The 19819-nt window shown below is 71.9% G+C and carries 16 protein-coding genes; 10 read left to right on the forward strand and 6 right to left on the reverse strand.

From position 1 onward, the window contains the following. Window positions 1–71: 71 nt before the first annotated feature. The gene (locus GGQ55_RS13915) at window positions 72–242 is read right to left on the reverse strand and encodes a CsbD family protein (protein WP_179717626.1); all 171 of its coding nucleotides are present in this window, start codon (window positions 240–242) and stop codon (window positions 72–74) included. A 371-nt stretch (window positions 243–613) separates the two neighbouring features. On the opposite strand from GGQ55_RS13915, the gene GGQ55_RS13920 reads away from it, so the two are divergent. The 7 genes from GGQ55_RS13920 (at window position 614) to GGQ55_RS13950 (ending at window position 8439) form a co-directional block, all read left to right on the forward strand. After that, complete coding sequence (locus tag GGQ55_RS13920; protein WP_179717628.1) at window positions 614–2338, forward strand: ABC transporter family substrate-binding protein; 1725 nt, start codon at window positions 614–616, stop codon at window positions 2336–2338. 267 nt (window positions 2339–2605) lie between these two features. After that, on the forward strand, window positions 2606–3598 hold the full coding sequence (locus GGQ55_RS13925) for an ABC transporter permease (RefSeq protein ID WP_179717630.1): 993 nt from the start codon (window positions 2606–2608) through the stop codon (window positions 3596–3598). Window positions 3599–3628: 30 nt separating this feature from the next. Beyond that, window positions 3629–4594, forward strand: a complete 966-nt coding sequence (locus tag GGQ55_RS13930) for an ABC transporter permease (protein ID WP_179717632.1) — start codon at window positions 3629–3631, stop codon at window positions 4592–4594. Between the two features lie 17 nt (window positions 4595–4611). Further along, window positions 4612–5889 carry an ABC transporter ATP-binding protein gene (locus GGQ55_RS13935; protein WP_246323811.1) on the forward strand — a complete coding sequence of 426 codons (1278 nt, stop codon included), beginning with the start codon at window positions 4612–4614 and terminating at the stop codon, window positions 5887–5889. A 73-nt stretch (window positions 5890–5962) separates the two neighbouring features. After that, window positions 5963–7024 (forward strand): ABC transporter ATP-binding protein, encoded by a 1062-nt coding sequence (locus tag GGQ55_RS13940; RefSeq protein WP_366489297.1) that lies wholly within the window; start codon window positions 5963–5965, stop codon window positions 7022–7024. A gap of 123 nt (window positions 7025–7147) precedes the next feature. Then, window positions 7148–8035, forward strand: a complete 888-nt coding sequence (gene mshB, locus GGQ55_RS13945; protein ID WP_179717634.1) for an N-acetyl-1-D-myo-inositol-2-amino-2-deoxy-alpha-D-glucopyranoside deacetylase — start codon at window positions 7148–7150, stop codon at window positions 8033–8035. After that, window positions 8032–8439, forward strand: a complete 408-nt coding sequence (locus GGQ55_RS13950) for a hypothetical protein (RefSeq protein ID WP_246323812.1) — start codon at window positions 8032–8034, stop codon at window positions 8437–8439. The genes mshB and GGQ55_RS13950 overlap by 4 nt, the downstream gene beginning before the upstream one ends. On the opposite strand, the gene GGQ55_RS13955 is transcribed toward GGQ55_RS13950, so the two are convergent. Then, window positions 8412–9152 (reverse strand): GNAT family N-acetyltransferase, encoded by a 741-nt coding sequence (locus tag GGQ55_RS13955; protein WP_366489300.1) that lies wholly within the window; start codon window positions 9150–9152, stop codon window positions 8412–8414. The two genes, GGQ55_RS13950 and GGQ55_RS13955, sit on opposite strands and share 28 nt — an antisense overlap. A 14-nt stretch (window positions 9153–9166) precedes the next feature. Continuing rightward, entirely contained in the window at window positions 9167–12046 is a 2880-nt protein-coding gene (locus GGQ55_RS13960; protein ID WP_179717636.1) for a bifunctional diguanylate cyclase/phosphodiesterase, read from the reverse strand. 213 nt (window positions 12047–12259) lie between these two features. Between GGQ55_RS13960 and fdxA the strand changes: the two genes are divergently transcribed. Genes fdxA through GGQ55_RS13970 form a run of 3 tightly spaced genes read left to right on the forward strand, consistent with a single transcriptional unit; the run spans window position 12260 to window position 14594 of the window. Beyond that, window positions 12260–12586 carry a ferredoxin gene (gene fdxA, locus GGQ55_RS26495; protein WP_366489302.1) on the forward strand — a complete coding sequence of 109 codons (327 nt, stop codon included), beginning with the start codon at window positions 12260–12262 and terminating at the stop codon, window positions 12584–12586. A gap of 35 nt (window positions 12587–12621) precedes the next feature. Further along, window positions 12622–13707 carry a succinyldiaminopimelate transaminase gene (dapC, locus tag GGQ55_RS13965; protein ID WP_281371625.1) on the forward strand — a complete coding sequence of 362 codons (1086 nt, stop codon included), beginning with the start codon at window positions 12622–12624 and terminating at the stop codon, window positions 13705–13707. Continuing rightward, window positions 13704–14594 carry an aminoglycoside phosphotransferase family protein gene (locus GGQ55_RS13970; RefSeq protein WP_179717640.1) on the forward strand — a complete coding sequence of 297 codons (891 nt, stop codon included), beginning with the start codon at window positions 13704–13706 and terminating at the stop codon, window positions 14592–14594. Before dapC ends, GGQ55_RS13970 begins: the two co-directional genes overlap by 4 nt. Window positions 14595–14678: 84 nt before the next feature. Here the strand turns inward: GGQ55_RS13970 and GGQ55_RS27825 are convergent, their stop codons facing one another. From GGQ55_RS27825 to GGQ55_RS28440, 3 genes are all read right to left on the reverse strand, one after another. Next, entirely contained in the window at window positions 14679–17378 is a 2700-nt protein-coding gene (locus GGQ55_RS27825) for a PxKF domain-containing protein (RefSeq protein ID WP_179717642.1), read from the reverse strand. Between the two features lie 181 nt (window positions 17379–17559). Further along, a complete protein-coding gene (locus GGQ55_RS13980; protein WP_179717644.1) occupies window positions 17560–18210 on the reverse strand; it encodes a response regulator in 651 nt (216 codons plus the stop codon). Further along, window positions 18207–19631, reverse strand: a complete 1425-nt coding sequence (locus GGQ55_RS28440) for a sensor histidine kinase (RefSeq protein WP_179717647.1) — start codon at window positions 19629–19631, stop codon at window positions 18207–18209. Before GGQ55_RS28440 ends, GGQ55_RS13980 begins: the two co-directional genes overlap by 4 nt. Between the last annotated feature and the right edge of the window lie 188 nt (window positions 19632–19819).

Raw genomic sequence — 19819 nt, forward strand, 5'->3', positions numbered from 1 at the left:
CGCCTGGCCGAACATGGCAGGAGCGCCACCCCCGAGGGGATGGCGCTCCTGCCGTCAGTGGTCGCGAGCGATCACTTGAAGGCGTCCTTGACCTTCTCGCCGGCCTGCTTCAGGTTGCCGGCCATCTTGTCCTTCTCGCCCTCGGCCTGAAGGTCGCGGTCGTTGGTCGCACCGCCCACCGCGGACTTCGCGCGGCCGGCGAGCTCCTGCGCCTTGTTCTGAACCTTGTCGTCGTCACCCATGGAAGAGACCTCCTCTGGTCCGTCGGTCCTCATCCCCGTACCCCCGCGAGCCCCGTGTGACACACGAGGTAACTCCTGTGACGACCCGAAAGGTCTGCGGACGGGTGGGGCTGCAACCGCAAGGGGTCCGGCGGGCGGGCGGGACGTGAGCGGAAGTTGTGGCTCGCGGGGCGATCGTGAGCGCAGGTCACAAATCGGTGTAGGTCGTGGACGCTTCTCCGAACGCGTGCCTAGGGTCGCCCCGACGTTCGGAGGAGGCCTCAGCCTGCTCGGATCGCCTTTTCCATGGAAGCGAGGCCAGGCAGCCCAAGCCCGGCGTCGACCGACCAGTCCGTTCCCCCCGCGCGCGCGGGACGAGGGAGGCATCGCACGTGAAGTTGAGCAAGCGCCATGCCGCGCTGATCGCGACCGGCATCGCCGGCGCGATGGCGCTGACCGCCTGTGGGGGTGGCAGCGGCAGCAACGACTCGGGGAGCAGTTCCTCCTCGGGCGGCCGTGTCATCTACGGCGAGGCCACCGACTGGCCGGAGAACCTGTTCCAGGGCATCTCCGCCGGTAACGCGACCTCGACGCAGAACATCATGGGCCGGGTCCTGCCCTCGCCCTTCATCGTCAAGCCGGACTTCTCCGTCGTCTACGACAAGAACCTCCTCAGCGAGGAGCCGAAGCTGGACACCAGCGGCGGCGGCCAGGTCATCACCTACAAGATCAGCAACGACGCGGTCTGGAGCGACGGGACGCCGATCTCGGCCGACGACTTCATCTACACCTGGAAGGCCCAGCGCAGCGCTGACCCGGCCGACGGTGGGTGCGAGGGCGTGCTGTCGACCAACGGCTACGCCAACATCTCCGACGTCAAGGGCTCGGACGACGGCAAGACCGTCACCGTGACCTTCTCGCCGTCCTACGCCGACTGGCAGGCCGTGTTCGGGCCGATCTACCCGGCCCACATCATGGCCAACGACGACCCGGCGACGCAGTGCCAGACCTTCACCACCGGCTGGCCGATCGCCGACGGCGTGCCCAGCGACATCTCCGGTGGTCCCTGGCAGGTCCTGAAGAAGAACATCGACGTCGGTGGCCAGGTCATCGTCCTGACCCCGAACCCGAAGTGGTGGGGCGACAAGGCCAAGCTGGACCAGCTGGTCATCCAGGGCATCGGCAACGACCCGACGACCGCCGTCCAGGGTCTGCAGAACCAGGAGCTCGGGGTCATCTACCCGCAGCCGCAGCTGGACCTGGTCGACCAGGTCGAGGCCCTCAAGCCGAACGTCACCAGCAAGATCACGTTCGGTCTGTCGTTCGAGCACCTCGACTTCAACACCTCCGACCCGAACCTCGCTGACCCGAACGTCCGCAAGGCGTTCGCGATGGCGCTGGACCGGCAGGAGATCGTCGACCAGACGGTCAAGCAGTTCTCGTCGGACGCGCAGGTCCTCGACAACCGGCTCTACGTGAACAACCAGCCGGAGTACAAGGACAACGCTCCTGAGGAGTACAAGTCCCAGAACACCGACAAGGCCAAGCAGCTGCTGGAGCAGTCCGGCTACACGCTCGGCCCGGACGGCATCTACACCCACCCGCAGCGCGGGCGGCTGAAGATCCAGATCGACACGACGGCGAACAACCCGCTCCGGCAGACCACGATCGAGGTCATGATCCCGCAGCTCAAGAAGGCGGGCATCGAGGCCACGTTCAACGCCAACCCGGACATCTTCGCCGGTGCCGACAAGCCGACCAGCCTCGAGGCCGGTGGCTTCCAGGCGGCGCTGTTCGCGTGGGTGTCGACGCCGTTCGTCTCGGCGAACCAGTCGATCTACTACTCGCCGGCCAACGGCCTGGGCCAGAACTACTCCCGGACCGGTACCCCGGAGATCGACCAGCTGCTGGCGCAGATGGTGGCCGAGCCGGACCCGAGCAAGGCGGCCGACCTGGCCAACCAGGTCGACAAGAAGCTCTGGGACCAGATGGCGACCCTGCCGCTGTACCAGAAGCCGACCTTCATCGCGTACCAGTCGAGCGTCCAGGGGGTGGAGGACAACGCCAGCCAGGCGGGTCCGCTCTGGAACTCGGAGCAGTGGTCGCAGAAGCAGTGAGGTGAGGTGACCGGGCACGTCCCTGACGTGCCCGGTCACCGCCCCGCCGGCCCGACCCGGCACCAGCACGGCCGCGGCCCCCGGAGCGATCCGCCCCGGGGGCCGCGGTGTGCCAGGAGTCGGTGCCCGGGCTCGAGAACGCTCGTGCAACGGTTTGGATCGCATGGACCTCTGCAACGCTGGTGGCTTGCAGACGTCCTGCGCGAACCCCCTCAGGCGTGGGAACCTTCCCGATGGAAGACGTTCGCCCCGACGTAAGGTGCGCTGATGTTCTTCTTCACGATCCGGCGGATCATCGGATCCGTCTTCGTGTTGCTGGCCAGTTCGTTCCTGGTCTTCGCCCTCTGCTCGGCGAGTTTCGACCCGCTCCAGAAGTACCGGCAGCGGCAGCCCCCGCCGAGCCAGGCGTTCCTGGACAACGTGCGCGAGCAGCTGGGCCTGAACGACCCCTTCTTCGTGCGCTACTGGAACTGGCTGCGCGGCGTCGTCACCGGCGACTTCGGCAAGAGCGTGAACGGCACCCCGGTCGCCGACCAGCTGATCACCCGCGCCGGCGTGACCGGGCGCATGATCATCGCGGCCATGATCCTGGCGATCATCCTGGCGATCGTCGTCGGCGTGATCGGCGCGGTGCGCCAGTACAAGCCGTCGGACTACGCCTTCACCTTCATCGCCTACATCCTCATCGCGCTGCCCACGTTCTGGTTCGCCGCGCTGCTCAAGGAGTTCCTGGCGGTCAAGGTCAACCAGCTCTTCGGCAAGCAGGTGCTCTACACCATCGGTGAGGAGACACCGGGCATCAAACAGTTCGCGACGAGCAACTGGGAGCTCTGGAGCGACCGCATCGGCCACCTCGTGCTGCCCACGATCTGCCTCGCGCTGCTGTCGTTCGCTGCGTGGAGCCGCTTCCAGCGCGCCTCCATGCTCGACGTCCTGGGCTCGGACTACATGCGGCTGGCCCGCGCGAAGGGCCTGACCTACCGGCGCACCGTCTACAAGCACGGCCTGCGCAACGCGCTGATCCCGCTGACCACCGTCGTGGCCCTCGGGATCGGCACCCTCTTCGGTTCCGCCGTCATCACCGAGACGGTGTTCGTCTGGAACGGGATGGGGCGCTACCTGCTCAACGACGGCATCGGCAACAACGACATCAACGTCGTCCTGGGCTGGCTGATCGTCAGCGCCGCGGTGATCGTCCTGTTCAACCTGATCGCCGACATCCTCTACGCGGTCCTCGACCCGCGGATCCGTCTGGCCTGACCGGCCCGGTACGCGAGAGAGAAGAGAGACATGGCCACCACCCAGGCCAGCACCGCTTCGGCCACCGAGGTCCTCCCTGCCGAGGCGGGCACCCCGCCCACCGGCGGCGCGGACCGTGAGTTCACCGTCAAGGCGCGCAGCCAGCGCCAGCAGGTCATCCGGCACTTCCTGCACAACAAGGTCGGCATGACCGGCCTCATCATCTTCGTGATCATGATGCTGTTCGGCTTCATCGGCCCGTTCATCCACGGGGTCGACTACGCCGACCAGAACAAGAACGCGCAGTCGGTGCCGCCAGGGACCAAGGGCTACATCCTGGGCAGCGACTCGATCGGGCGCGACCTGCTCGCCGGCCTCATGCAGGGCGTGCAGCGGTCGATGTTCATCGTCCTGCTCTTCGTCGTGATCGCGCTGCCGCTCGGCGTCCTCATCGGGGCGCTGGCCGGCTACTTCGGCAACTGGGTCGACAACGTGCTGATGCGCATCGTCGACCTGATCCTCACCGTGCCCCTGCTGGTCGTGCTGCTCGTCGTGGCCAGCAACTTCTCCAGCGCCCGCACCCCTCTGGGCGTCGGCATCATCCTGGGTCTGTTCGGCTGGCTGGACCTCGCCCGCATCGTGCGCAGCCAGTTCCTCTCGCTCCGCGAGAAGGAGTACGTCGAAGCCGCGCACGCCCTCGGCGCGTCCAACAAGCGGATCATCTTCAAGCACCTGATCCCGAACGCGCTGGGCTCCCTCATCGTGTGGACGACGCTGGCCGCGGCCACCGCGATCATCCTCGAGGCGTCGCTGACCTACCTCGGCTTCGGCGTCAACGGGGCCAACCAGACCTCGCTGGGCCGGTTGGTGTCCGAAGGCGTCCAGGCCGCGAGCACCCGGCCGTGGCTGTTCTACTTCCCGGGCATCACGCTGCTGATCATCGTGCTGTCGATCAACCTGATCGGCGACGGGATCCGTGACGCCTTCGACCCGAGCAACCGCCGCGTGCGGGCCTGAGAAGAGGGGCGCTCGTCTTGACCACCCAGGAGACCTCCGGTTCCGGCACGCCCGCGGGAGCCACGTCCATCGGCACGCTCGCACCCGAGCGCGCCCACAGCCTGCCCGGCTTCGACCCCACCGCCCCGCTGCTCGAGGTCGACGACCTCCAGGTCAGCTTCCCGACGCAGGACGGGCTGGTGCACGCCGTCCGCGGGGTCAGCTACACGCTGCGCTCCGGTGAGGTGCTCGGCATCGTCGGCGAGTCCGGTTCCGGCAAGTCGGTGACGTCGCTGGCCGTCATGGGCCTGCTGCCGGGATCGGCGCAGATCGCCGGCTCGGTGCGCTACCGCGGCCAGGAGCTGCTCGGCGTCTCCGACCCGAACATGTCGCGCGTGCGCGGCAAGGGCGTGTCGATGATCTTCCAGGACCCGATGACCTCGCTCGACCCGGTCTACCGCGTGGGCCGGCAGATCGAGGAGACGCTGCGGGTCCACGACAAGCGGCTGTCCCGCCGGGCCGCCGAGGCCCGGTCGGTCGAGCTGCTCGAGCTGGTCGGCATCCCCAACGCCGCCAACCGGGTCCGCTCCTACCCGCACGAGTTCTCCGGCGGCATGCGCCAGCGCGTCGTCATCGCGATCGCGATGGCCAACCAGCCGGACGTGATCATCGCCGACGAGCCGACGACGGCCCTGGACGTGACCGTGCAGGCGCAGATCCTCGAGGTGCTCGACACCGCGCTGGAGGAGACCGGCGCGGCGATGGTGCTGATCACCCACGACCTCGGGGTCGTCGCCGGTGTCGCCGACCGGGTGCTCGTGATGTACGCCGGCAAGCCGGTGGAGATCGGCAGCGTCGAGGACATCTACTACGAACCGCGGATGCCCTACACGCTGGGCCTGCTCGGTTCGCTGCCGCGGCTGGACAGCACCGGCCGCGAGCGGCTGACGCCGATCATCGGCTCCCCGCCGTCGCTGGTGAACATGCCGCCGGGCTGCCCGTTCGCCCCGCGCTGCCCGCTGCACATCGCCGAGTGCGACGCCGCCGAGCCGCCGCTGTTCGACGTGGGCCGCGGGCACTCCGCCGCCTGCATCCGCACCGAGATCGTCGAGAAGGCGCACGGCGACGCCACCGAGGTGTTCGACGACACCAGCGCCGACACGCTGCTGGTCGACGAGAGCCGCCCGCTGGAAGAGGACGTCGCCGCAGTCGACCGCGACAGGGGACCGTCGCCCGAGGTCGAGGGTGAGACCGCACCCGACCACGCGGCGGGGGAGACAGGCAGCATCATCGGCCCGAAGGGGAGCAACCAGTGAGCGAGCTTGCGAGCTCACCAGTCAGCCCGGCACCGCCGGTCACGCGACCGACGAGCGCCAGCGAGGAGATCGCGTGACCGCGCCCACCACCGACCGCGCTGAAGCACCGCTGGGCGACGGCGAGCCGATCCTGTCCGTGCGCGGCCTGGAGAAGCACTTCCCGATCAAGGGCGGCGGCCTCATCAAGCGCACCGTCGGCGCCGTGCGCGCCGTGGACGGCGTCGACCTGGACATCCACCCGGGCGAGGTGCTCGGCCTGGTCGGCGAGTCCGGCTGCGGCAAGTCGACGACGGGGCGGGCGATCCTCAACCTGCAGCCGGCCACCGGCGGCTCGGTGAAGTTCGAGGGCCGCGAGCTCGTCGGGCTCAACCGCACCCAGATGCGACCCCTGCGCCGCGACATCCAGATCGTCTTCCAGGACCCCTACGCCTCGCTCAACCCGCGGCTGCCGGTCTTCGACATCGTCGCCGAGCCGCTGATCATCCATGGGCTCACCAAGAGCAACAAGGAGCTGCGGGAGCGGGTCCGGGAGCTGGTGGAGCAGGTCGGGCTCAACCCCGAGCACACCAACCGCTACCCGGCCGAGTTCTCCGGCGGCCAGCGGCAGCGGATCGGCATCGCCCGGGCGCTCGCCCTGCAGCCGAAGCTGCTCATCCTCGACGAGCCGGTGTCCGCGCTGGACGTGTCCATCCAGGCCGGCGTCATCAACCTGCTCGAGGACCTCAAGAACGACCTCGGCCTGTCCTACCTGTTCATCGCGCACGACCTGTCGGTGGTCAAGCACATCTCCGACCGGGTCGCGGTGATGTACCTGGGCCGGATCATCGAGGTGGCCGGTCGCGACGAGCTCTTCGACCGTCCGGCGCACCCGTACACGCAGGCCCTGCTCTCGGCGATCCCGCTGCCCGACCCGCGCCGCGAGCGCGAGCGCCAGCGGATCATCATCACCGGCGACGTCCCGAGCCCGGCGAACCCGCCGTCCGGCTGCAAGTTCCGCACCCGCTGCCAGAAGTTCGCCAACGTGCTCAGCGACAGCGAGCGGCAGCTGTGCGTCGAGCAGGAACCGGCGCTGGAGGACCGCGGCATCGGCCACCTCAACCGCTGCCACTACGCGGAGGCCCTCCAGGTCCTGTGACACCGCACCCCTCCGGGGTGCACCGCGGCCAGGTGCGGTCCCCCTGATCCGTGGAGCCGTTCCGTCGGTCCTGGCGGGCACCCTCCGGGTCCCACGCCAGGACCGACACGGCAAGATCGCTGCGTGCGCTCGCTCCTGCTCATCCACGCCCATCCCGACGACGAGGCGATCAACAACGGGGCGACCATGGCCCGCTACGTCGCCGAGGGCGTCCAGGTCACGCTGCTGACCTGCACCCTGGGCGAGGAGGGCGAGGTGCTGGTCCCGGAGCTGGCGCAGCTGGCCGCCGACCAGGCCGACCAGCTCGGGGGCTACCGCATCTCCGAGCTCACCGCGGCCATGGCGGCGCTCGGGGTCACCGACCACCGCTGGCTCGGCGGGGCCGGGCGCTACCGCGACTCCGGGATGATGGGGACGCCGGCCAACGAGAACCCGCGCGCCTTCTGGAACGCCGACGTCGAGGAGGCCGCGGCGCACGCGGTCGCCGTCGTCCGGGAGCTGCGCCCGCAGGTGCTGGTGACCTACGACGAGAAGGGCGGCTACGGCCACCCCGACCACATCCAGGCGCACCGGGTCGCCATGCGCGCGGTCGGGGCCGCCGCAGACCCGGCGTTCCACCCGGAGCTGGGCGAGCCCTGGCAGGTCGCCAAGGTCTACTGGTGCGCCATGCCGCGGTCGGTGGTGCTGCGCGGCATCGAGGCGATGGCCGAGGTGGGGGAGGGCTCGCCGTTCGAGGGGCTCGGCGACATCGAGGAGGTGCCGTTCGTCGTCCCGGACGAGGCGATCGCCGCCGCCGTCGACGCCCGCGCCTACGCCGGCCACAAGGACGCCGCCCTGCGCGCCTACCCGACGCAGATCACCGTCGACGGGCCGTTCTTCGCGCTGTCCAACAACCTCGGCCAGGAGGTGCTCGGCACCGAGTACTACCGGCTGGTGCGGGGCGAGCGAGGCCCGGACGGCGGCTCCCCACAGGGCTGGGAGGACGACCTGTTCGCCGGCCTGCCCGGATGAGAGCTCTCGCGCTCGTCGGCTGGGGCATCGCGGCCGTCGTCGTCGGCACCTGGCTGGCGCTGGTCGAGGTCTTCTGGCTGCCGCTGCGCGTGGGCGGCGTGCTCGTGCCGGTCTCCGTGCTCGCCGCCGTCGTGGGCAACCTGCTGGTGGTCAGCGCCGCCTACCGCTGGTCGCGCTCGCGGGTGGTCGCCGTCCTGCCGGCGCTGGCGTGGCTGGCGGTGGCGCTGGGCGCGGCGCGACGCCGTCCCGAGGGTGACCTGGTGATCGTCGGGACGGGCGCCCTGGGGTACGTCGGCCTGGCGTTCCTGCTGGTCGGCGTCGTGGCGGCGGCGTTCGCCGTCGGCCGGGTCCTGGCCTCGCCCCGCCGGACCCGCGATCAGGAGGACAGCGGCGCCAGCCGGTAGTGGTAGCGGTGGTGCTCGGTGAAGCCGAGCCGCTCGTAGAGCGCCAGCGCCGGGGCGTTGGTGCACACCACCTGCAGGGTGCAGGAGTGGGCTCCGCGGTCGGCCGCCCACGCGCCGAGTGACGCCATCACCGCCGTCGCCAGGCCACGCCGGCGGTAGGACTCGTCCACGGTCACCGCGGTCACCACCAGCCAGCCCTCGACGACGACGCCCCGCGCGACCGCGGCGGGTGGGGCCGGGGGCGGGTCGAGCCGGACGGTGAGGAACGCCGGGTCGTCGGCGGCGAGCAGCACGTCCCGCGCCACCGGCGGCAGCGCGGCGCCGCGGTAGCGGTAGCCGACCAGCCAGTCGTCGTCCGGCTCGGCGGCGATCGAGACCGCCACCGACGGCTCCGGCCAGCCGGCCAGGGGAGCGGTCAGCACGAGGACGTCCTCGTCCCGGTCCCAGCCGGCCGCCGCGAAGGCGGCGTCGGCGGCCTCGGCACCGGGCAGCGGCACCTGCGCGCGCGGCCGCAGGCCCCGTGTGGTGTACCAGCAGGTCACGGCGGCGACCGCGTCGGGCAGCGCGGCCGGCGGCTCCCCGACGACGAGCACCGAGTTGGCCCGGCCGGTGAAGCCGCCGCCGGCGCGCAGCAGCCAGTCGCCGTAGGCCTCGCGCGACAGACCTCGCCAGCTCTCGGCGGACAGGCGTTCGAGGTCGGCGACGGAGAGCACCAGGGGATGGTGCCTCAGCGGGCGGCGTCGGCCATCGACCGGGCGGACAGCCAGGGCAGGAAGTCCGCGGCGGGCATCGGCCGGGCGACGTGGAAGCCCTGGGCGATGTCGCAGTTCCACTCGCACAGCGCGGCCAGCGCGTCCGCGTCCTCGACGCCCTCGACCACCATGGTCATGCCCAGGTCGCGCGAGAGCTGCAGGGTGCTGCGCACGATCGCGGCCGCCCGGGGGTCCGAGGTCAGGTTGCGCACGAAGCTGCGGTCGAGCTTGAGCTCGTTGACCGGCAGCGCGCGCAGGTAGGCCAGCGAGCTGTAGCCGGTGCCGTAGTCGTCGATCGAGAGCTGCACGCCCAGCCGGCGCAGGCCGTCGAGCACCTGGCGGGTGCGCGCGGCGTCGGCCATGAGGACGTCCTCGGTGATCTCCAGGGTGAGCGACTGCGCGGGCACGCCGAGGCTGTCGAGCAGCATCCCCACCTGGTCGGGCAGCGCGATGTCCTGCAGGTTGGACACCGACAGGTTGACCGCGACCGACAGGTCGTGACCGGCCTCGCGCCAGCCGCGCAGGTCCGACAGCGAGCGCTCCAGCACGCGCAGCGCCAGGCGGCGCATCAGCCCCGCCTGCTCGGCCAGGGGCAGGAAGACGTCGGGGGTGAGCAACCCGCGGGTCGGGTGCTGCCACCGGACGAGGGCCTCGACGCCGATCACCGCGCCGGTGCGCAGGTCCAGCTTCGGCTGGTAGTAGGGGACCAGCTCCTCGGTGTCGAGGGCGGTGCGCAGCTGCTCGAGGGTCTCCAGCCGGTCGCGGGAGTCCGGCGTGCCGTCGGGCTCCCACAGCTCGAAGCCGCGCCGGTCGCGCTTGGCCGCGTACATCGCGGTGTCGGCGCGGGCCAGCAGCAGCGAGCGGTCGCGGCCGTGGTCCGGGCACAGCGCGATGCCGATGCTCGCGTCGATGTGCAGCGGCATGCCGTCGAGCACGAACTCGTCGCGCAGCGCCGCACCGAGCCGGTGCGCCACCTCCAGCGCGCGGGCGTGGTCGGCGTCGGGCAGCAGGACGGCGAACTCGTCGCCGCCCATCCGGGCGAGCAGGTCGCCGGGCTGCAGCGCCTTGCCCAGCCGCGGCCCGACCAGGCAGAGCAGGTCGTCGCCGACGCTGTGCCCGAAGCTGTCGTTGATCTCCTTGAACCGGTCGAGGTCGACCATGAGGACGGCGCAGTCGCGGCCCGCGCTGTCGTAGACGGTCTTCTCCAGCTCCTCGATGAACCGGCGGCGGTTGGGCAGACCGGTCAGCGGGTCGTGGTGCGCCTCGTCGGCCAGCTGCTTCAGGCGCAGCCGCTCGACGGCGCGCAGCACCGCGTTCTCCACCACCAGCGCGCCCTCGAGGGTCACCTGGCGCACGGCCTCGCGCAGGTCGGCCGACCAGCGGCCGGTCGAGGACGTCGAACCGGTGACGATCAGGCCCATGAGCCGGTCGCCGGCCAGCAGCGGGACGCTCACGTAGGCCTTGAGGTCCAGGGCCGCCACGAGCCGCGGGTCGAGGAGGTCGCTGGCGGCGGCGTCCTCGACGAACACCGGCAGCCGTTCCTCGACGGTGCGCTGCCAGAGCTTGACGTCGGCGGCGGGGCGGCCGATCACCTGCCGCCGGACGACCTCCTTGTGCTCGTCGGCCCAGCCGAGGTGCCGCACGTCCTCGATGAGGCCGTCGGCGTCGACCTTGTAGGCCGAGCTGCGCTCGGTGCCCAGCACGTCCTGGACGGCGCGGGCCAGCACCTCGGCCGCCTCGGGGACGCCCGTGGCGTGCGCGCCGTCGACCAGCAGCTGGCGCACCACCTCGGCGGTGGCCAGCGAGGCCGCGCGCGACTGGTTGGTCCGGACCTGCTCCAGCACGCCGGCGAGGTAGACGCCGGCGGCGGTCGCCATCCGGCGCACCTCCTCGGAGAAGGGGCGCTGCAGCGGGCTGTCGAGGGTGAGCACGCCGGCCAGGTGTGGAGCCCGGCCCAGCGGGACGGCCAGCGCGGAGGCGATGCCGAAGGTGTCGGCCCACCACCCGGAGAGCTCGCCGGAGTCGCGGTCGGCGGCCTTCGGCTCGCCGGTGCGCAGCACGGTCTGCACCAGCTGCAGCGGCTCGGGGGCGTTGCGGAACCGCTTCCAGCCGGCCGTGTCGCGCCGCCCGTCGGCGTACCGGGCCATGCTGGGGACGAGTTCGCCGTCCTCGACGAGGAAGACGCAGGCCCGCTCGACCTCGCCGAGCTCGGCCAGCTGCTGGCAGGCCACGGCGAGCAGCTCCTCGACCGAGTCGGCCTGGTGCGCGCGCTCGACGAGCCCGAGCAGCACCTCGGCGGAGTCCAGGCGGCGGCGCTCGGAGCGGCGGCGCCACGCCTCGGTCAGCGCGAGCGCGATGCCGGGCACGGCCTGGCGCAGCTGAGCCGTGGAGGCGGCGGCCGCCGGCTCGATGGTCAGCAGGCCGACCACCTCGCCGTTGCGGACCAGCGGCTCGCCGTGCGCGGAGCGGATGCCGTAGCGGGCGGCCTCCTTGTCCGCGGCCCGGCGCCCGTCGGCACGGACGACGACCGGCTCGCACCGTTCGAGCACCGCGGAGACGAACGGCGAGCGGGACACCGTGACCGGGTTCTTCAGCGCCGGGATCTCGGCCACGTCGGCGCCCGGGCAGACCGACTGCCGGTAGGGCGCCGCGGTGCCGGTGGTGGCCTCGTGCACCCAGACCGACACCCGGGAGGCGCCCAGCGTGCTGCGCAGGCGGGCGAGCTGGTGGTCGAGCGCGGCCTGCGCGTCGTAGTGCGCGGCCGGGCCGGTGGGACGGCGGGTGGGCAGAGGGGGCCGCGGCGCGGGGATGCGTCCTCGCGTCGCCGCAGCCCGGGGGGCCCTCGCCGTCGTCACGGTAGGCGGATCGGCACTATCGCGTTCCGCTTGAGCCGGCCGTCGTCGCCTCCCCCCAACGGGGGAGGGCTGCATCGCCGCTGGATCGCCGCTGCATCGCCCCTGATGGGAGGGGATGGCGACGCTGCGCGGACGACAGGTGATACTGAGCGCGACAACACCCGACCGCGGTCCGGCCGCGGTCGCTGCACCCGTCCCCGGGAGGGATCCGCCGTGACCTACGTCATCACCCAGCCCTGTGTCGACGTCCTCGACAAGGCGTGCATCGACGAGTGTCCGGTGGACTGCATCTACGAGGGCGACCGGATGCTCTACATCCACCCCGACGAGTGCGTGGACTGCGGCGCCTGCGAGCCGGTGTGCCCGGTGGAGGCCATCTACTACGAGGACGACGTCCCCGACAAGTGGAAGGACTTCTACAACGCCAACGTGGAGTTCTTCTCCGACCTGGGCAGCCCCGGCGGCGCCGCGAAGACCGGGAAGATCGCCAAGGACCACCCGCTGGTCGCCGCGCTCCCGCCGCAGGGCGAGGACCACTGACCACGGCTGCTGACACCGGGACGGCCGCGCGGCGGCTGCCCGACTTCCCGTGGGACTCCCTGACCGGAGCCCGGGCCCGGGCGGCCCGGCACCCCGGCGGGGTGGTCGACCTGTCCATCGGCACGCCGGTCGACGCGTCGCCGTCCGTGCTGCAGGCGGCGCTGGCGGCCGGCGCGGACGCACCGGGCTACCCGACGGCGCTCGGCACGCCGGCGCTGCGCACCGCCGCCGCGGACTGGCTGGCCCGCCGGCTCGGCGTGACGGTCGCCGAGCCGCACGGGCCCGACCCCTCGGTGATCCCGACCGTCGGCTCCAAGGAGCTCGTCGCGCTGCTGCCCACCCTGCTCGGGCTGTCGGGCAGCGGGACGGTGCTCATCCCCGAGGTGGCCTACCCGACCTACGAGGTGGGCGCGGTGCTGGCCGGTCTCGCGGTGCGCCGCTGCGACGTCCCGCCGGACGACGCGACCGGCGTCGTCCTGGTCTGGCTGAACTCCCCGGGCAACCCGCACGGCCGCGTGCTCACCGACGACGAGCTGCGCGCCTGGGCGGCCTGGGGCCGCGCGCGGGGCGTGCCGGTCGTGGCCGACGAGTGCTACATCACCCTCGGCTGGGACGTCGAGCCGCGCTCCCTGCTGCACCCGGCCGTGGCCGGCGACGACCACAGCGGCCTGCTCGCGGTGCACTCCCTCTCCAAGCAGTCCAACGCCGCGGGCTACCGCGCCGGGCTGCTCTCGGGTGACCCGGCGCTGGTGCGCCAGGCGTGGGAGGTGCGCCGGCACCTCGGGCTGCTCGTGCCCGGCCCGGTGCAGGACGCGATGACGGCCGCGCTGGCCGACGACGCGCACGTCGCCGAGCAGAAGGAGCGCTACCGGGCGCGGCGGGCCACGCTGCTGGCGGCCGTCCGGGCGGCCGGGCTGCGGGTCGACCACTCCGAGGCGGGGCTCTACCTGTGGGCCACGCGCGACGAGGACTGCTGGACCACGATCGACTGGCTGGCCGGTCTCGGCATCGTCGCGGCGCCGGGCACCTTCTACGGTCCGTCCGGCGCCCGGCACGTGCGCATGGCGCTGACCGCCTCCGACGAGCGGATCGCCGCCGCCGCCGAGCGCCTCGCGGGGTGAGCCGGGTCGTCGTCCCACGTGCGCTGGTGGCGGCGATGACGTCGATCCACGGCGCACGCGGCGCCGGCTGGTGCGCGCGGCTGCCCGCGGTCGTGACCTCCCGTGCCCGCTCGTGGGGGGTGGTGCTGGGGGAGCCGTTCGACGCGACCTACCACTGGGTCGCGCCCGGACGGCGGGGGAGCGCCGAGGTGGTGCTCAAGGTCGGGATCGCCAACGACGAGGGCGACCTGGTGCGCGAGGCGGGCGTCCTCGCCGCGTGGGACGGTGCGGGGGCCGTGCGGCTCCTCGAGGTCTCGGTGTCGGCCGATTCCGTGGCCCTGCTGCTGGAGCGGGTGCGGCCCGGCACCGACCTGACCGGCCTGCCGGACGACGAGGCGTTCCCGCTGCTCGGCCGGGTGGGGCGGGCCCTGCACTCCGGTGGGACCGCGCGGCCTCCGCTGGCGGTGGAGCCGGCGGCGCTGGCCGACCTGCGCACCGGTCATCCGCTGCTGCCCCCGTCGGTGACCTCGGCCGCCGCCGACCGGCTCGACGCCCTGCTGGCGTCGGCGACGGCCCCGGTGCTGTGCCACGGGGACCTGCACCACGGCAACGTGCTGGTCGGCGCCGACGGACCGGTGGCGATCGATCCGCGCGGGGTGTGGGCCGAACCCGCGCTCGACGTCTCGGTGGCGATGCTCAACCCGCTGGGCACGCTGCCGCGCGACGCCGCCGCGTTGGCCGCACTGCTCGAACGGCGGCTGGCCCTGCTGTGCCCGGCGATGAGGGTGGACGTCGACCGCGGCCGGGCGTGGACGGCGGTCTACGCGGTGGTCTCGGCGGTGTGGGCGGCGCAGGACGGGCTCGGGATCGAGGAGGAGAGCCTGGCGGTCGCCGCCGTCCTCGGCTGATCCGGCCGGAGGCCCGTGCAGGAGATGAGGCCCCGCCCGGCTGGTGCCGGACGGGGCCCACCTCTCGTCGCTGACGACGAATCGCTACTTCAGCCTGAAGTCCGCGGACTTCGACGTGCCGTCCGCTGCCTTCATGGTGAGGCGGTAGCAGCCGGCGCCGGTCGGCAGCTTCCAGTTGTAGACGAACTGGCCGGCGGTCGTGTCGTACCGCAGGACCGTGTTACCGGTGGCGAGCGTCTCGACGTCGTCCGTAGGGGCGGTTCCGTCGCAGTTGATCTTCGCGTAGGAGAAGCTCACCTGCGCCGTGTCGGTCAGCTCGCGGGTTCCCGCGAAGAGCTCGAACTTGACCGGCACCGTGCTGCCACCCTTGGCGCTGTTCAGGACTCCGCCCATGTCGACCGGCTGGTAGAAGCCGAGGGTCGTCCAGGGTGTCGGCGTGATGATCACCGCGGCCGAGGTCCTCGGGTTGTAGTTCCCGTCGCCTGCCCGGGTAGCGGTCACCGAACAGGTCCCGGTACCGCTGGTGATCTTCACGATCCCGGAAGCATCGACGGTGCAGGAACCCGAGGCGGCGTACGTGAAGCCGCCTACGTTGCCTCCGGCCGCCGTCAGGGAGATCAGGTCTCCGAAGAAGCCGCTGGGCCTGCTCGCCGAGAGCGTGACCGGGTCCTGGTCGGCCTTGGCGATCGTGAACGTGCGGGTGACGTCGGTCGCGGGGTTGTAGTCGCCGTTGCCGGCCTGGGAGGCGGTGACGGCGCACTGGCCGGCGCCGGTCAGGGTGACCGTGCCGTCGCTGCCCAGGGAGCAGGCGCCGACGGCGGCGAAGGTGACGGGCAGGCCGGAGCTGGCCGAGGCCGACGGGGCGAACGGCGCGTTCCCGAAGGTCTTGTCCGGCAGGGCGGCGAAGGTGATCGTCTGGTCGGCCTTGGCGATCGTGAACGTCCGCGTGACGTCGCTCGCGGGGTTGTAGTCGCCGTTGCCGGTCTGGGAGGCGGTGACGGCGCACTGGCCGGCGCCGGTCAGGGTGACCGTGCCGTCGCTGCCCAGGGAGCAGGCACCCGTGACGGCGAAGGTGACGGGCAGGCCGGAGCTGGCCGAGGCCGACGGGGCGAACGGCGCGTTCCCGAAGGTCTTGTCCGGCAGGGCGGCGAAGGTGATCGTCTGGTCGGCCTTGGCGATCGTGAACGTCCGCGTGACGTCGCTCGCGGGGTTGTAGTCGCCGTTGCCGGTCTGGGAGGCGGTGACGGCGCACTGGCCGGCGCCGGTCAGGGTGACCGTGCCGTCGCTGCCGAGCGAGCAGGCACCCGTGACGGCGAAGGTGACCGGCAGGCCGGAGCTGGCCGAGGCCGACACGGTGAAGGCCCCGTCTCCGAAGGTCTTGTCCGGCAGGGCGGCGAAGCTGATCGTCTGGGCGGCCTTGGCGATGGCGAAGGTCCGCACGACGACGGGGGCGGCGTTGAACTGGTCGTTGCCGGTCTGCGACGCCGTGACCGTGCAGTCGCCGGCGCCGGTCAGGGTGACCGTGCCGTCGCTGCCGAGCGAGCAGGCACCCGTGACGGCGAAGGTGACCGGCAGGCCGGAGCTGGCCGAGGCCGACACGGTGAAGGCCCCGTCTCCGAACGTCTTGTCCGGCAGTGCGGCGAAGCTGATCGTCTGGTCGGCCTTGGTGATCCCGAATGTGCGGCTCACGCTCTGGGCCGGGTTGACGTCGCCGTTGCCGGCCTGGCTGGCCGTGACGGTGCAGGCACCGACGCCGGTCAGGCTGACCGTGCCGTCATTGCCGAGCGAGCAATTGCCGGTGACGGCGAAGCTGACCGGCAGGCCGGAGCTGGCCGTGGCCGAGGGGGTGACCGGCGCGTCCCCGATGGTCTTGTCCGGCAGTGCGGCGAAGGTGATCGTCTGGTCGGCCTTGGTGACGACGAGGGCGCCGGTCGCGGTCTGCGAGCCGTAGCTGGAGTCCCCGGCGAAGCCGGCGCTCACGACGCCCGGGTAGGTCCCCGCGGTGCGGCCCCCGAGATCCACGTTCGAGAGGGTCGCGATGCCGTCGGTGCCGGTCATCGCAGAGCCGACGTTCGTGGTGCCGACCTTGAAGGTGACGGACTTGCCCGCCAAGGCCGTCGTCCCGGACGTGAGCGTGGCGGTCAAGGTCCCGGTGCCGCCGTACGTGCCCGTGCCGCCCACCGCCGAGAGCGTGGTCGGGCTGATGGGGTTGGAAACGGTGAAGGTGTACGTGGCCTGGACGTTGGACCCGCCGATGGCGTTGCTGTCGCCACTTCCGGAAGGGGAGACCGTGTACCTCCACACGACGACGGCGGTGTAGCTGCCCGGCGTGGTCGGCGCCTTGATGGTGACCGAGCTGTTCCCGTTGTCGTTCAAGGGTGCGGGGCCGGGCGTGCCGCAGTTGTCCTGGCCGGAGCCCGACGTGTCGTCCGGCCACGAGGACGGGATGGGACCGATCGTCGCGGTGGTGGCACCCACCACGTCGGTGCCGACCGTGGCGCCGTTGAGGGTGGGCGTGCCCTGCGTGAGCGTCACCGTCTGACCCAGGTCCACGTGGTTCTTGCCGGAGCACGTGAGGACGAAGCTGGCGTCCGTCGTGAGCGTGGCGCCGGGTGCCACGGTCCCGAGAGCCTTGGCGCTGTCCGCGTTCGCCGTCAGCGTGTCGGCGTCGATGCCCACGTTGTCCGCGAGAGCTACCCCGCCGAGAGAGAGCGAGAGGGCCGTGACGCCCGCGAGGAGAGCGAAGGCCCGGCGGGGGCGTCGCTCGTTCAGGATCGAGATCACCTGTGCTCCTACGAGTCCGAGTGGTGCCGCAGACGGTCACCGCGTCGGCGTGGCTACTCGCTCCTCGGGGTCCCAGCGATCAGATGCAGACCCCGTATCACTGCATCGCGGTGTGTCACAGAAACGCTAGGAACGCCTGTGAGCGCCCACAATCCCCGCGGGTGTTGAGATCTCTCAACGCTCAACCGCGGTCGCCCAGGGCCATCCGGATCGCCGCCTGCCGGTCCGTGACGCGCAGCTTCCGCAGGATGGCCCGGATGTGGGTCCGCACCGTCACCGAGGCGACGAACATCCTGGCCGCTATCTCCTCGGTCGACAGCCCCCGGGCCATCAGTTCGAGGACCTCGGCCTCGCGTTCGGTCAGCTCCACCGGCTTCGGGCGGTTCGGCAACGCGAAGCGGCGCCGGGGCTGCGTGCGGAAGGCGTCGACCACCTTGCTCACGAGCCAGCGGGGCAGCACTGCTTCACCGGCCAGCACGGCCTGCAGCGCGGGTGCCAGCCGGTCCGGATCCATGTCCTTGAGCAGGTAGCCGGCCGCACCCGCTCGCAGGGCGGCGAAGAGGTCCTCGTCGTCGCCCGACGCGGTGAGGATGACGACGGTCACGCCGGGGACCTGCCGCGTGATGTCGGCCGTCGCGACGATGCCGTTACCGGGCATGTGGATGTCGAGCAGGGCTACGTCGGGCTGGTGCTCGCGCGCGGCCTCGAGCGCGGCGGGGCCGCAGGCCACCGAGGCCACGACGACGATGCCCTGTTCGCACAGCGCTTCACCGACGGCCGCGCGGGTCGGTGCGTGGTCATCGGCGAGGAGGACACGCAGGGGTGCGCTCATCGCCGGACCACCCGCACCGTCGTCCCCTCGCCCGGATGCGAGGCGATCGACAGCTCAGCGCCGAGCCCCGCAGCGCGCTCGCGCATGCTGGTCAGTCCGAACCCGCCCGCACGCAGGGCCCCGGTCCGCCCGGGGTCGAAGCCGCGGCCGTCGTCCACCACGGAGAGGCACAGGGGGTCGGCGGTCAACCGGACGTCGATGCGGTGCGCCTGCCCATGGCGAACGGCGTTGCGCATGGCCTCGCCGACGATGCGCAGGAGTACGTCGTCCGCGCCCTGCTCCACGACGACGGACGGGTCGAGGTCGGTGACCACCTTGACGGCGTAGCGCTCACCCAGGTCCTCGACGCTCTGCTGCAGCGCTGCGGGGAACGGCAGCTCCTGCGGGCGGGTCAGCGCCCGGAGCGCTCGCCGCGCCTCGAACTGCGCCCGGCTCGCGGCCTCGCTGATGCGCTCGGCCAGCAGCTCGTCACCCGGGTGACCGGCGAGCCGCCGCGACTGGGCGACGATGAAGGCCAGTTCCTGGCTGAGCCCGTCGTGCAGGTCGCGGGCGGTGCGCCGCCTGTCCTCCAGGATCGCGGCGCGTGTCCGCAGCTCCCAGTACGACCGGATCTCCCGCGCCGCCCCCGCCGAGAGGAAGACGTAGAAGCCCAGTCGCAGGATGTCGCCGGTGTACAGGTAGTCGGAGTACAGCGACGGGAAGAGCAGGTAGTGCACGCGGGCGGCGGTGGCGAGCACGCAGCCGGCGCCGAGCCACCGCAAGAGCTCGTCCCGGTTCCGGCGCCCGGCGTGGGTGAACGCCGCGGCGGCGACGAGGAAGCAGATCGCGCTGACCACCTGGACGGCCAGCACCGCAGGGTGCGCCTCCAGCACCGGGCGCGCCGGGTCCGGGACGGGAGCGGACGGGTCCAGTGTCGGGGGCAGCCGGTCGGCGACCGCGATCCCGACGCCGGTCAGGGCGAGCAGCGCCAGCCCGACGCCGGCGGACCAGCGCCGGGCTCCCACGACTCCGACCTGCCGGCCCGGGGGGACCAGCGCGGCGCCCACGAACAGCAGGGTGCCGACCGAGCGGATGACCAACCCCGTCCACCCGTTGAAGTTCGCGCCCTCGGCCAGTGCGACGGCGTTGGGCAGGGCGGTGAGCACCAGGTTGGCCGTCGCCCAGGTGTACAAGGCCAGCACGAGGAGCAGCTGCTGCAGCCGGCGGTCGGACCGGAAGCGGCCGTACAAGACGTAACCGGCCAGAAGGGCGATGACCGCCTCGCAGGTCTCCAGCGCCACGTGCAGGGCGGGAGCGCGGTACGCGAGGTCGACGAATGGCAACAGGACGACGCCCACCGTCACGGTGATCGTGACCACCGCGGTCCACGCGGCCAGAGCGCCGTAGCGGCGTGACTGTCTTGCGCCCCCCGTGAGCGGCACACCGGAAGATTAGGTCCCGAAATTCTTGGAGCGCTCCCAGCGCGGTGTGCTCGGCGTGGGCGTCACCGAGAGTGGTGACGTGGCCCGGCTCCGGGGCGGCTGACCAGTCGACCCCCAGTCATCCGCCAGTTCCTCGCAAGAGGTCGGGCGCACGGTTCTCCCGTCGAATCCACCCGAACAGGAGAACC

It is taken from the genome of Petropleomorpha daqingensis (genome assembly GCF_013408985.1).
GTDB lineage: Bacteria > Actinomycetota > Actinomycetes > Mycobacteriales > Geodermatophilaceae > Petropleomorpha > Petropleomorpha daqingensis.